The organism is Oscillibacter ruminantium GH1 (assembly GCF_000307265.1).
GTDB classification, from domain to species: Bacteria; Bacillota; Clostridia; order Oscillospirales; family Oscillospiraceae; genus Oscillibacter; species Oscillibacter ruminantium.
Genome location: NZ_DF158898.1, coordinates 498,878 through 512,713 on the forward strand (window position 1 = coordinate 498,878; position 13,836 = coordinate 512,713).

General features: G+C 53.4%; 11 protein-coding genes, 1 tRNA gene and 1 pseudogene. 1 reads left to right on the forward strand and 12 read right to left on the reverse strand.

Features of this window, described 5'->3' with window-relative positions:
- Positions 1 to 43 precede the first annotated feature (43 nt).
- The 11 genes and pseudogenes from ON16_RS10050 to argC form a co-directional block, all read right to left on the reverse strand.
- Positions 44 to 475 carry a flavodoxin gene (locus ON16_RS10050; protein ID WP_040661707.1) on the reverse strand — a complete coding sequence of 144 codons (432 nt, stop codon included), beginning with the start codon at positions 473 to 475 and terminating at the stop codon, positions 44 to 46.
- A gap of 871 nt (positions 476 to 1,346) precedes the next feature.
- Entirely contained in the window at positions 1,347 to 1,973 is a 627-nt protein-coding gene (locus ON16_RS10055) for a class I SAM-dependent methyltransferase (protein ID WP_040661710.1), read from the reverse strand.
- Between the two features lie 141 nt (positions 1,974 to 2,114).
- Positions 2,115 to 2,483 carry a metal-dependent transcriptional regulator gene (locus tag ON16_RS10060; protein ID WP_040661713.1) on the reverse strand — a complete coding sequence of 123 codons (369 nt, stop codon included), beginning with the start codon at positions 2,481 to 2,483 and terminating at the stop codon, positions 2,115 to 2,117.
- 65 nt (positions 2,484 to 2,548) lie between these two features.
- A complete protein-coding gene (locus tag ON16_RS15350; protein ID WP_081579652.1) occupies positions 2,549 to 2,695 on the reverse strand; it encodes a FeoB-associated Cys-rich membrane protein in 147 nt (48 codons plus the stop codon).
- 22 nt (positions 2,696 to 2,717) lie between these two features.
- Positions 2,718 to 4,094: pseudogene (gene feoB / locus ON16_RS10065) on the reverse strand (ferrous iron transporter B); the annotation flags it as partial.
- 270 nt (positions 4,095 to 4,364) lie between these two features.
- Entirely contained in the window at positions 4,365 to 5,465 is a 1,101-nt protein-coding gene (locus ON16_RS10070; RefSeq protein WP_040661715.1) for an alanine racemase, read from the reverse strand.
- Between the two features lie 22 nt (positions 5,466 to 5,487).
- Positions 5,488 to 6,942: a Na+/H+ antiporter NhaC gene (nhaC, locus tag ON16_RS10075; protein ID WP_040661718.1), complete on the reverse strand. Its 1,455-nt coding sequence runs from the start codon at positions 6,940 to 6,942 to the stop codon at positions 5,488 to 5,490.
- A gap of 361 nt (positions 6,943 to 7,303) precedes the next feature.
- Complete coding sequence (locus ON16_RS10080) at positions 7,304 to 8,527, reverse strand: aspartate aminotransferase family protein (RefSeq protein ID WP_040661720.1); 1,224 nt, start codon at positions 8,525 to 8,527, stop codon at positions 7,304 to 7,306.
- Between the two features lie 29 nt (positions 8,528 to 8,556).
- Positions 8,557 to 9,429 carry an acetylglutamate kinase gene (gene argB / locus ON16_RS10085; RefSeq protein WP_040661723.1) on the reverse strand — a complete coding sequence of 291 codons (873 nt, stop codon included), beginning with the start codon at positions 9,427 to 9,429 and terminating at the stop codon, positions 8,557 to 8,559.
- A gap of 13 nt (positions 9,430 to 9,442) precedes the next feature.
- On the reverse strand, positions 9,443 to 10,663 hold the full coding sequence (gene argJ, locus ON16_RS10090; RefSeq protein WP_040661726.1) for a bifunctional glutamate N-acetyltransferase/amino-acid acetyltransferase ArgJ: 1,221 nt from the start codon (positions 10,661 to 10,663) through the stop codon (positions 9,443 to 9,445).
- A 96-nt stretch (positions 10,664 to 10,759) separates the two neighbouring features.
- A complete protein-coding gene (gene argC / locus ON16_RS10095; protein ID WP_040661728.1) occupies positions 10,760 to 11,833 on the reverse strand; it encodes an N-acetyl-gamma-glutamyl-phosphate reductase in 1,074 nt (357 codons plus the stop codon).
- Between the two features lie 190 nt (positions 11,834 to 12,023).
- Here argC and ON16_RS10100 point away from each other — a divergent pair, with 190 nt between their 5' ends.
- Entirely contained in the window at positions 12,024 to 12,917 is an 894-nt protein-coding gene (locus ON16_RS10100) for a LysR family transcriptional regulator (protein WP_040661731.1), read from the forward strand.
- 716 nt (positions 12,918 to 13,633) lie between these two features.
- Here the strand turns inward: ON16_RS10100 and ON16_RS10105 are convergent.
- Positions 13,634 to 13,710, reverse strand: a tRNA-Arg gene (locus tag ON16_RS10105).
- Positions 13,711 to 13,836 lie beyond the last annotated feature (126 nt).

The following is a 13,836-nucleotide window of genomic DNA, read 5'->3' on the forward strand; positions in this document are numbered from 1 at the left end:
GGGGGCTAAAATGAGGTAAGCTATGGTAAAAATCAGGCGGCGATTACCACTTTGCAAGACCCCGGCCCAGCTCGCGGCAGTTTTCCTGCCCAGCCTCGTCCGGCATCTCATTGGCCATCAAACCAGTCTCTTCAAAGAGGTTTGCATTGGCTGCCTCACAGCGGGCACACCAGTCGCGCATCCACTGACCGTCGCCCCAGCCGTAAGAGCCGAACAGGGCAATTTTTTTGCTGGAAAGAGAACCTTCCAGTCCGGAGAACATAGGCTCAAACTCGCCCTCCTCCAAAACCTCGCTGCCCTGCGCGGAGCAGCCGAACGCCACCGCACCGTATTCTTTCAGCTTGTCAGCGGAAAATTCCGCAGGCGCCAGCAAATCTGCCTCGCCTCCGGCATCCTTCACACCCTCGGCAATGCAGGACGCCATCTTTTCCGTGTTTCCGGAACCGCTCCAAAATACAATTGCTACTTTATTCATGGTCTAATCCTTCCTTTTAGCAAAATAGTTAGTTATTTCTAACCTCTGGTCTTAAAAAATTCTTCCCTCGGAGAGATTGACAAATTCCATTTCGACGCCAAATGTAAAATCTATGTTTCTCATGTGCAGCTTGCCTGCGTCGTCTACGCCAATCAGACTATCGGTTCGCATACGTTTTATTTCCTTTCGCCGTGTTATCAGGATACGCTCTTTAAGGGGTGGTTTCCGCGCAGGTTTCCCTGCGCGGAAACCGGGAAAAGAAGGCTTGTAAATGTCCTCCACCCTCTTTCAAAACGGTCGTATGGTTGGCAGGCTACCACGTCGGCCCGATGCAGCAGCCTGCCCTCCATGTCGGCCTGTCAGGAAAGGGGAGAAGAGAGGAGAAGGTTCATCTCCGCTTGTGCCTCATAGTGCGCACCTGCATCCAATCAAGACTTCTTTAACGGGCTTCCCTGTCGCCGAAGCAAATTCAGATACGCGACGCATCCAGTTGTGCGCAAACAGAAAGAACTTTCGTGGTTGTGGTTAGCTTTAGCTAACCATGCTTTTGAAAATACACGGCCAGCCTTGGCCGTTTCTCGCAAGCAGTTTGGTTAGTCGCTTCTAACTACAAACAAATAGTACCACAGCAGTTCTCGGCTGTCAACCCTGTTTTTCTCTTTTAGCGCACTTTTTTCCTTTTTGTCACAGCCCGCACTTTTTCGTCTCAAAATTTTATAGCCACCCCCGCACTTCATTTCTGCTTGGACGCTTCCTCATTGTAGCCGCACTGCATGATGGCCCGACACAGCCGATCTTCATCCGGCTATGCCTTGCACCATACCGCAGTTTACTCTGTCCTTAAATTAACCACAGAAAGATGCGGGCCCATCTAGTTTCTCCCGCCAGACTTTCGGCAAACAGCGTAGGTAAGCGGAAACGACGCTTTTAGAACCCGGCTCTCCACGATTTCAAATCCGTTTGCCCGCAAAAAAGCCAAATACGCCTCCGGCGTCCATGCCTTTTGCAGCGGAAACCCGACCATTTTCATCATCTCTGCCCGCCACCGGGCCCACAGGCCCATCTCCGCATGGGTAAAGGTTGGGGCAATGAATACTCCGTCATCTGCCAGTACCCTCTGAATTTCCGATAGAGCCAGCTCCGGCTGGGGCATAATGTGCAAAGCATTGGACATCACCACGACCTCGAAACTTTGAGGCGCATAGGGCAGATGGCAGGCATCCTGCACGGAAAAGTGGAGCTTGCTGGACGCATCGCGGCGTTTTGCCTCCGCAATCATCTCGGGGACATAATCCGTGGCCTCAATGCTGCGGGCATCATGGGCCAGCTCATGTGCAATCAATCCGGTTCCCGTCGCCAGTTCCAGCACGGTTTTGTTCCGTATGTATGGCCGCATCAGCGTACACATCTGCTCATAGGCCATATTGTCTTTTTTCATAAAGCGGTCATAGAACCCGGCACAGCGCATCCAAAACGCTTTTCCATCATGAGTTTTCATACAGTCACCTTCTGCCGCTTCGCAGCGTCATATTCCTTTATCTTCACGATTCAGTGCCGTTCAGAGAGTATGCACCAATCCCGCATTTTATTGCACGGTGCATAGCTTCCCCGAGCAGCATCCATGCACGATAGGAGCCGCTTATATCTGCGGGCACATCCGCTGGGGTGCAAAGACATGTTCCGGCAGCTCAGATGCCAGCAGATAGGCACTTTCCAACAGTTCCTCCTCAGTCAGCGGCAATCCCAGAGCGGGAATACGCGCTTTCAAAAGCGCCACCCGGCTGCCAAAGTCCCGCGCCAACAGAATCCCCTTGTCGGTCAAGTAAATTTTACCATATCTCTCCCGCACCAAAAGGCCCCGCTCCATCAGGATTCCCAGCATTCTGGTTACTGACGGCTTGGATACTTTCATTGCCCGCGCCACCTCCGCCGCTCCCACATCCAACGTTGTTTTTGACAATTCGTAGATCGTCAGAAGATATTTTAAATGTGAGCCGCTCAAATCCATACGGTCCTCCAAAATAAAGGGACGCGAGCAGTTTTTCTTTGCCCGCGTCCCCTCGTAAATTTGAATCAGTGCTTGCTACAGCCGCCGCAGGAGCCGCAGTCGCCTGAGCAACCGCCGCCCTTTTTGTGGGACTTCCACAGAGAGCGGATCGCGAGGGTAACGACCAGGACCAGAACCAGGATAACGATCACAGTGCCAACATATTCAGGCATTTTCCATCCCTCCTTTTCTGTTTCAAACCTTTGCCGCCGCGGAGACGGAGGTCAAATGATGGATCTCGCCCTCGGGCTGATAACCCTTGCGCACCAGCAGATAAATCAGGCCAATCAGCGCTGCAATAGCGATGGCGGGAAGGATACCGAAGGACACCTCACCGATGATTAGCCCGCCAACCTGATAGACGATCATGGAGATCACATAAGCAAAGCCGCACATGTAGCCAATGGCACCCAGCGTCCACTTGGTGTTGTTCATCTCTCGTTTGATTGCACCCATGGCAGCAAAGCAGGGGGCGCAGAGCAGGTTAAAGATCATGAAGGAGTAGGCAGACAGCGCGGTAAAGTCGCCGGCCACCAGAGTCCACAGAGGACTGCTGTCCTCCATCAGGTCGATCTCTCCAGCATAGTGGTACAGTACGCCGAAGGTGTTGACCACCTCTTCCTTTGCGATCAGTCCAGTGACGGTGGCCACAGTCGCCTTCCAAGCCATGTCACCGATCCAGCCCAGAGGATAGAAGATCCAGGCCACCGCATTACCGATCACAGCCAGCAGGGAGTCGTTGTTGTCCTCAACAGCTTGGAACACACCATCCACAAAGCCATAGCCTTGGAGGAACCACAGAACGATGGAAGAGATCAAAATGATGGTGCCCGCCCGCTTAATGAAGGACCAGCCCCGCTCCCAAGTTGCCCGCAGAACATTGCCCGCAGAGGGAGCGTGATAGGTGGGCAGTTCCATAACAAAGGGTGCCGGCTCACCGGCAAAGGCTTTGAACTTCTTGAGCATAATACCGGAGACAACGACCGCCGCCACGCCGATGAAATAGGCGGAGGTGGCCACCCAAGCGGAGTCGCCGAATATAGCGCCGGCAAACAGACCGATAATGGGCATCTTGGCGCCACAGGGGATGAAGCCGGTGGTCATAACGGTCATCTTCCGATCCCGGTCCTGCTCGATGGTGCGAGAGGCCATGATGCCGGGCACGCCGCAGCCGGTGGCCACCAGCATGGGGATAAAGCTCTTGCCGGAAAGCCCAAATTTGCGAAACACCCGGTCCATGATGAAAGCCACCCGGGCCATATAGCCCACATCCTCCAGAATGGCCAGCAGCAGGAACAGCACCAGCATCTGAGGCACGAAGCCCAGCACCGCGCCCACGCCAGCCACGATGCCGTCCTGAATGAGGCCGTAGACCCACGTTCCTTCGGCCACGCCCAAGCCGCCCAAAATGACATCGAACAGGCCGGGCACCCACTCGCCGAAGAGCACGTCGTTCGCCCAGTCGGTACCCTTGGTGCCGAGTGAGATGGACCAGCCGCCCATGGCGATGGCGTAAATGAGGAACATGATCCCCGCGAAGATGGGCAGGGCCAAGACGCGATTGGTGACAATAAGCTGTTCTCGCAAATTATAACCATGCGATATCCGTCATCTTTTCGGAATCAGACGGGAGGCTCCCGCCTAATGGCGGGAGCCTCCTATGCGCTTAAAATAACGACAGCACCGCACAGAAATTGCGCAGTCATATTTTTCGTCAGATTGTATCGGAATTTTGCCGCCATACTGATGTCTGGCAAAAATTTCTGTGCAAGAAAGCGGGAAATATGCAAGCAAGCTGTGCGCAAAGCCGCTAGGCGTTCTTTGTGCGGTGTTGTCTAGGATTTATACGAGGTCTTCGCCCCGGCAGACAATCTGCACGCTCTGCGTATTGGTCAGATATACAAGCGCGGCATAGCTGACATCGAATTCCAAAATATCACCGACCTTAATCCGGTCCTTCACATCCTCCACATCCAAAATCGTATGATCGGAGGACGCTCCCAAAATTTTAATGCCGGTCATTCTGGGCGTGATGCTGGTAAAGTCTCCGTAATCCACTCGCCCAATGGCAACCAGCGCGCGCCGCCGTATTCCCCTGTCGTCATAGTGGGGAATCTTGCCGAAGGCATCCACTGTCAGTTCTCCAACGGGAAAGCTGGGTTTGTCGCGGCACTCTACTACCTCAGCCTTCAGTGTAAACACATCTTTGTGGGTAAAGTCGGGATAGCAGCCATAGATTCCGCCGGTAAGCACGATTTCGCCCAAACGAAGAAGATTTACGCGGTAGGGCATGGTTCCGTTCAGAACCATGTGCACGGAAGTGGATGCCCCGCCGCTGACATATTCCAGCGGACGACCAATGGCTTTTTCCACGTCAGACGCCAAACTGACCAGTCCCTGCATATTTCTCGTATTGGGCTTAATGGAACCGTAGCAGCTCAGGTTGACGCCCACGCCGATCAATTGCAGATTCTTAAGGGACGTCTCGATCTCCACCGCCGCAGAAACCAACTCCTCAGCATCCCAAAAGCCTTCCCGCAGATCCCCCAGATCGATCATCAGCATGACCTGATGGAGTTTTCCCTGCCGCTGTGCTTCCGCATTGAGGGCACGAATCACCGTGAGATCGCTTTGCAGGCTCACGTCACTCAGCGCAACCACATCCTCCAGCTCGGAGAGCATGGGGATGCGAATGAGCATCAGCGGTTTTTGGATCCCCATTTGGCGGATGATACGCAACTGATCCACGCGGGAGGTTGCGACAAAGCGCACCCCGCTGTTTGCAAAAACCCGGACTACTTCCGGAAGTGCGGTGGCACCCTTGACGACACCGGCAATTTCGACGGAAGAATCATGGCAGTGCTCAATAAGTTCCTCCAGATTCTCTCGCAATTTATCCAGATCAACTTCTAAAAAAGGACAACGATTTTGGTTTGCAGACATCATTCTATTTCCTTATACTAAATTACTTTACAGCCGCTTCCGCCTTTTCCATCTTCTTTTTCTTTGCCAGACGGACGCCATTCATATCGCACACCGTCAAGCCCATAAAGGCCAGCACGATAACAGCAATGGGCATCAGCCAGTTAAACACGGCGTAGGGCGCATACTGGGTAACGCCGACTCCCAGCGTGCTGAAAATGAATACGCCGCAGGTGTTCCATGGAATCAGTGCGGAGGTGACGGTGCCGGCGCCCTCCAGAGCGTTGGACAGCGTTTTGGGATGCAGGCCCATCTTCCGGTACTCTTCCGCATACATACGGCCGGGAACCACGATGGAGATGTACTGCTCAGGCATTGTTGCGTTGGAAAGTACACAGGTGGCTTCGGTCAGGGTGACCAGAGACGCCGGAGTCCTTGCAAGTGCCTTCAGCTTGTTTACGATGACTTCCAGTTGATGCGTGTCCTCCATAATGCCGCCGAACATCATGGCGATCATCGTCATGGAGACAGAGAACATCATCTTCAGCAGACCACCGGTGGAAAGCAGATCGTCAATGGAGACGACACCGGTCTCGCAGACATAGCCGTTGATTCCACAGTTAAACAGCGTGCCCAATGTGCAGTTAGGCTGGAAAATCAAGCCGAATACAGCACCTGCGATGATACCCAGCGTGATTCCCGGAATGGCGGGAATCTTGCAGGCCACCGCCACGATGACGATGACAGGCGGCAGGAGCAGCAACGGATTCACGTTGAACAGTCCGCCCAGAGCGTCGGAGAGAATCTGCACCTGACTCATATCGGCAGCGCCGCCATGATACTGCATTGCGCCAAAAATTCCATAGACAATCAAGCAAATACCAAAAACGATTGCCGTGGGCAGAATCATGAACTTTACGTGAGTCATGACGTCCGTACCAGCCATGGCGGGGGCGAGATTCGTGGTATCAGACAGCGGAGACATTTTGTCACCGAAATAAGCGCCGGAAATAATCGCACCGGCGGTCATACCGGGGTTCATGCCAAGGCCCAGACCGATGCCCATCAGCGCCACGCCCATGGTGCCCATGGTACCCCACGAGGTGCCAGTCGCCAGCGAGGTGATCGCGCAGATCAGCATGGCGGCAATGAAGAAGATACTGGGCTTGAGAATCTTCAAGCCGTAATAAATCATGGAGGGTACAACACCCGCATCAATCCATACGCCGATCAAAATACCGATGATGGTCAAAATAACCATGGACTGGAGAGCCTTGAAAATTCCGTTCATCATGGCCTTTTCAATGGCATCCCACTGATAGCCCAGATAGAGCGCCATCAGCGCGGCGCCGATCACACCCACAAACATGGGCACATGGGGGTCAACACCATAGACGATAATGCCCACCGCCAGCATGACAATCAGGAACAGCATGGTAAGCAGCGCTTCCCATAGTTTTGGCATTCTGGGTTCTTTTACCTTTTTTTCCTCACTCATCGTTTTACCAACCTTTCTTCCCTTTTCATTTAGTCGATTTTAGGATCGCAAATGTATTCGTTCAGAAGTTTGCTCTTTTACGGTAATTGGGTGAGTCCTTCTCGTTGATGAAACAACCGACATTCTTGGATTGATGCCGCCCTTCCTCTTCGAAAATCACTCATTGCAGGAAATGGGATATTTTGAAAAGCAGCTTCCCGTCACGCACTGTTTCGGTAATGAATTAAAGTATATCGATAACCCATGTTCACCCTGTCTGGTAACTGACTTGTTTTGAACGTTCTGAAAGGGGCAGAAAAATTTGCCGAATTATTTTTAAAGCATGTACAATCCGGCAAATCGGCCGCCCCCATGTATGCCTTTACCAGCCCAGCTTGGTCATAGCGTCGTCAACGGCCTTGATGACGATGTCAATCTCCTCCTCGGTGACAATCAGCGGCGGAACAAAGCGCAGGACGTTTCCGGCGGTATTGTTAATAAGAACCTTGCTGTCCTTGAAGCACAAATCCACAATGGGCTGGCCGGAGGGATGGTTGAGTTCGATACCGTCAATCATGCCCAGACCACGGACTTCCTTCACGGCGGAAGGATGCTTGGCGGCAATGACGTCGCGCATCTGCTGGCGGAAGTATTCGCCCATCTTGGCGCAGTGATCGATAACGCCGTCGTTGAGCATCACATCCAGCGTGGTGGCGGCCAAAGCGCAGGCCAAGGGACCGCCTGCAAAGGTGGAACCGTGCGTACCGGGGGTCAGGGTCGTGGCGGCCTCGCCTCGGGCGCAGACAGCGCCGATGGGAACGCCGGAGCCCAGCGCCTTGGCCATGGAGCAGGTATCCGGCTCCACGCCGTAGTTCTGGTGGGCGAAGAGTTTGCCGGTACGTCCGGAACCCACCTGCACCTCGTCGAACATCAGCAAAATGCCCTTTTCGTCGCACAGATCGCGCAGGCCCTGCAAAAATTCCTTGTTGGCGGGGCGGACGCCGCCCTCGCCCTGAACGGGCTCGGTAAGGATGCCGCAGACGTACTCGTCCATCAGCATCTTGACGGAATCCAGATTGTTGAACTCCGCATAGCGGAAACCGGTGGGCAGCGGCTCAAAGTAACGATGCACACCATACTGCCCGGTTGCGGTGCAGGTGGCAAGCGTCCGGCCATGGAAGGAATTCTTCATGGTAATGACCACAAAGCGCTCGGGATGGCCGTGGTCCTTGGCGAATTTGCGCGCCAGCTTGATCTGACCCTCGTTGGCCTCTGCGCCGGAGTTGGCATACAAGACCTTATCAAAGCAGCTGTTCTCTACAATCAGCTTTGCGGCCTGCACGGCAGGCTCATTGTAGAAATAGTTTGAGCAGTGCAAAATCGTCTCCGCCCGCTCCTTCAGGCACTTGACGATAGCGGGATGGCAGTGGCCCAGACCGTTGACGGCGATGCCGCCGATGAAGTCCAGATACTTGTTGTCGTCCTTGTCAAAGACATACGCGCCCTCGCCGCGCTCGATGGAGAGCGGCATACGCACGTGGTTCCCATACAGATACTTGTCTCCGGCTTCAATGACCTCTGCGTTGGATTTGTACAGCTCAATCATTTGATTTGCCTCCTTCATATATTTGTTGATTATTTGATTCCCTTACTCGGCCGTTCCTTGCCCACCGTGGTTCCGGTGCCCTCATCGGTAAACGCATCGTACAAAATGCTGTGGGGCTTGCGGCCGTCGATAATATGTACGCTCCCCACGCCTTCGCGGATGGCGTCCACGCAGCAGTCCACTTTAGGGATCATGCCGCCGGCAATCACGCCCCGCTCCTTCAGCATGGGAACATCGGCAATGTTGAGATAGCTGATCACATCTCGCACTTTGATGTCGTTGCAAAGCCCTTCGATATCCGTCAGCAGCACCAGCTTTTCCGCGCCCAGCGCGCTGGCGAGCTTGCCGGCGGCGGTATCACCGTTGATGTTGTAGGTATTGCCCTGTCCATCCGTGCCATCGGGGGCGATGACGGGGATGAAACCGGCATCCAACATGGCAAGAATGGGCGCGGGGTTGACATGGTCGATGTCTCCCACAAATCCCAGCTCCGCGCTGCGCTGATGGCAGTGATAAATGTCCCCGCTGACGCCGGAAAGGCCCACAGCGTTTCCGCCCAGCTTGTTGATAAAGCCCACAAGTTCTGTGTTGACCTGCCCCATAAGTACCATTTCCACAACCTGCATAATTTCCTCAGATGTGTAGCGCAGTCCATTAACAAACTTGACCGGGATATCGAGCTTTTCAAGCATCTGATTGATGTTGGGACCGCCTCCATGGCTCAGGACAGGTTTCATGCCCAGAAGTTTCAGCATGACAATATCATGCATGACGGCATCCTTCAGTTCCTCGTTAATCATGGCATTGCCGCCATATTTGATGACAATGATCTTACCGGCATACTTTTGCAGGTAGGGCATTGCCTCCATCAGGTTCTCGACCTTGCTTGCCACATCACTCATAAGCCCGCCTCCTTTAACTGCGGTAATCGCCGTTGATCTTGACGTAATCATAGGTCAGGTCACAGCCCCACGCCTTGGCCTGCCCGTCGCCTTGATAGAAGCGGACAATGACAGTGATGTCGTGCTCCGTAAGAATGGCCTTGGCCAGTTCCTCGCTGAAGTCCGTTCCGAAGCCGTCCTTCATGACCTGCACTTCGCCTGCGGCGCTCTTGATGATGCAGTCCGCCCGGGTGGGGTCCACATCCGCGCCGGAATACCCGGCGGCAGCCATAATGCGGCCCCAGTTGGCATCCCGCCCGAAGACGGCGGCCTTGAACAGCATGGACCCGGCGATGGACTTTGCCACCAGACGCGCGTCGTGCTCCGAGGGGAGTCCGTAGGATTCGACTTCGATGAGATGGGTCGCGCCCTCGCCGTCGGAGGCGATCCGGCGGGTAATATCGATGCAGATGTACTCGATCAGCTCAGCTAAAGCCGCCTTGTCCTCCTCTGTTTTGATCTCCACGCCGGAGGCCCCGTTTGCCAGCAAGAAGATGGAGTCGTTGGTGGAGGTGTCGCCGTCTACCGTACACATATTGAAGCTCTTGTCCACTGCGGCAGTGAGCATTTTCTGCAGGTCCGCGGATTCCGCCTTGGCGTCGGTGGTAACATAAACCAGCATGGTCGCCATGTTGGGATGAATCATGCCGGACCCCTTAGCCATAGCCCCGATGCGGATGATGCCGCCGGAGAGCTTGAGTTCATAGGCGGATTCCTTTCGAACAGTGTCGGTGGTCATGATGGCCCAAGCTGCGTCCGTGCCCTTTTCGGGCGCCATGTTGGGCACTACGCGGCGCACGCCATCCAGTACCTTCTCCACAGGGAGCCGCTGCCCGATGACGCCGGTGGAGCAGACAAACACCTCGTCCTCGCCCAGACCCAGCAGTTTCTCAGCCTCTGTTTCCACCAGCTTTGCGTCGCGGATGCCCTGCTCGCCGGTGGCGGCGTTGGCGTTTCCGCTGTTGATGACGATAGCACGGGCCTTCCCCTTCTTCAAAATCTCCCGGTCAAGAATAACGGGGGCGGCGCAAAACTTGTTGGTGGTAAAGCAGGCCGCGCAGGAGGCAGGGAACTCTGAATACAGAACCGCAACGTCGGGCTTTTCCTTCTTGCGGCTCTTGATGCCGGCGTAAACGGCGCCGGCTGTGTAGCCCTTAGGGGCGGTCACACCGCCCTCGATCACTTCATATGCCATGTATTTGACTCCTCTCTGAATGTGATGGATACTGAGACAGTGCCCTGCAATAAAGCCGCGTGGTGCATCGCGCGGCTACCGCCGGGCACCGTCGCTTTAGGGATACATCGGGGGAACCAGAAGCCCCGTAGTCTCAGGCAGGCCGCAGATCAGGTTCATATTCTGAATGGCCTGTCCGGCGGCTCCCTTGCCGATATTGTCGATCACAGAGCTGACGATCAGGCGGTGCGTGCGGTCGTCATAGGTCGGGGTCATGGCGCACAGGTTGGTGCCGTAAACCCACTTGGTTTGCACAGGCTGGTTGGCGGGGAAAACCATGACAAAGGGTTCATCTTTGTAGAAGTCGTCATACATCTTGAAGACCTCGTCGTTGGTGTAGTCCCGGTCCAGCGTGGCGTAGATGGTAACTTCGATGCCGCGCACCTGAGGAAGCAGGTGGGGCTGGAAATTGATGTACTGCCAAGTCTCCGGCTTCATCAGGTCCTTGCCGGTAATATAGGCGATATTCTGCTCGATCTCGGGAGTATGGCGATGAGTTCCACCCAGACCGTAGGCGCAGAAATTATTTTCAGCTTCGGTGAGCAGCTTGTTCAGCGCCGGACGGCGGCCCGCGCCGGTATAGCCGCTTTTGGAATCGATCACGATGGTGTTTTCCACCACATGACCGGTCTTCAGCATGGGCTGAAGGCCCAGTGTGGAGGCGGTAGGATAGCAGCCGGGGTTTGCAATGAGGCTTTTGCCTTTGGCAAGGTCGCGCATAACCTCGGGAATGCAATAGATGGCGTCGTGGGTCATCTGGGGGTTGGGGTGCTTTGCGCCGTACCATTTTTCCCACACGTCTACATCGCGGAAACGAATGTCAGCGCCAATGTCGATGAGTTTTTTGCCCTCGGCTAAAACAATTTCCGCATACTGCGCCACCTCGCCGGAGGGCACGACAATGAACACAACGTCACTCTGCTGGGCCGTCAGACGGACGTTCTCCGGATTCAGTTCTACAATCTCCTTGTCATAGAACCCTCGCAATGCCGGGTGGGACTCCTGAATTTTAGACCCCACCGCAAACGTATCAAGCACGCTGACAAGATCGGCCTGAGGGTGATTGACCATCATTCTCAGGAGTTCCCCGCAGACGTACCCGGTGGCGCCGATAAATGAATAACGAACCATGACATTTCCTCCTTTTTTATCTTGCCGGAATCGTTGATGCGATTGCAGCCAATATATTGGAAAATCGCACAATGAAAGTTGAAATCCCTTGAGAACTATTGTATAGTTTTGTTAAGAAATAGAAAAGCGAATAAATTTCTTGATAAGAATTCCAAAATGGAATGTCTAAAAAGGGGTTGAACGGCACTTTATGAGCATTCGTAAGTACATCGCCTATCTCCGTACGATTGAGACTGGAAGCATCACGCAGGCGGCAAACGAACTAGGCTACACACAGTCCGCCGTGAGCAAAATGATTTCCGATTTGGAGAGCGAGTGGCAGATCACGCTGCTTACTCGGAACCACACGGGCATCGAAATTACTTCAGAGGGGCAGGAGCTTCTACCGTCACTGCATGAAATTGTAAAAAATTATATGGATCTGAAATTTGCGGTTTCCGAGCTTCACGGTGTCCAATCGGGACTTTTGCGGCTGGGTTGCTTCACAAGTCTTGCCACAAGTGCTCTCCCGTTGGTGCTGCGCCCATTTCACGAGAAGTATCCCAACATTGGAATTCAGCTTTTTAACGGGGAATATAACGAAATCTCCGACTGGCTCCGCCGTGGCATGATCGACTGCGGCTTTCTCGCCTTGCCCACTTCCAACAATTTTGAGACAACCTATCTCTTTCAGGACTCTTTAGTGGCGGTGCTTCCGCCCGAGCATCCAATGGTACATCAACCGTGCTATCCGGTGAGCCGTCTACCGTTTGAAAGTTTCGTAAAGCTCAAGGAACTTCAGGATTATGAGATTAACCGATTTCTGGATCACCTCGCCACCTGTCCCAAAACCACATACGAGGTAACGGGAGACGTGGCCCTGCTGGCAATGGTGGAGTGCGGACTGGGCATGAGCATTGTCCACGATCTGATTCTCCGCCCCATGCGCTACCACATTGTCCGACTTCCACTGGACATCACTCAGTTTCGTGAGGTAGGCATCGCCGTGAAACGAGGCAGTACGCCCTCGGCAGTGACGCATCTGTTTATCGATCATGTGATCTCCCGTATGAAGAACTCCACATTTTTGGAGGGAATGCACTAAGAGCATGGAATTTCAAGGGGATGTTCTGCACAGAGCCGCCGGGTGGTTTCCTTGCGGCAGCGCTTAACAGCTCTCAATTTAAACCGTTAAACCCTTTTAACTTTTGAAAACAAGGCTGTCATCCCTCTTGTAGGAACGCCGACAGCCTTGTCTTCATTTTCCGCTCAGAAATCATTGATGCAAAACGTGGGGAGAAATTTATAGAGATGAGATTAGTCAAGTCTGGGGCGCATCAAGTTCTATGCGAAAATTGATTTGCAACCTTTAAGAGTATGGAAACTGTCCATAATGACAATTAATGAGTCGGCAGGCTAAATGCGCCAAACCGCCATGCCGAGATGTATCCTCAGCATGGCGGTTTCATTGCTATTTAAAATCTACCTACTACACCTTTTGCCCCTGTACGCTCAAAGCACAGTTTGTTCCTTTCTACGTTTCCTTGCCATGAGTTAACGTCTCACTCTCGGACACGAATCTCTGGATATCACCATGAAAATCTACGTTCATGACTGCGAGGCGCAAGTCCAGCTGTTCACTTTTAAGAAAGTACACCGAGCCATGGTATCCAAATGGACCCAATCTTTCCCCCGCTTTCTACTACATTCCCCATTGTAAAACGTGGTGCAAACCATTAAAACACAACGATTTGTGATTGTCGCTTTGTGCAGACAAAAAGAAGAACCCCTTGAAACCGTTGAGTTTCAAGGGGTTCTTCTTGGTACGCCCGGCTGGATTCGAACCAGTGGCCTTTAGAGTCGGAGTCTAACGCTCTATCCAACTGAGCTACGGGCGCAGATATCTCTGTTCTAGGACATGCTGAACAGTAAAAATTAGTATAACAGGAAAGTGGTAAAAAGTAAACCCCTATCGAAAAAATATTTTTGGAAAAAAGATTGTTAAAAAAATTGACAATATGGCC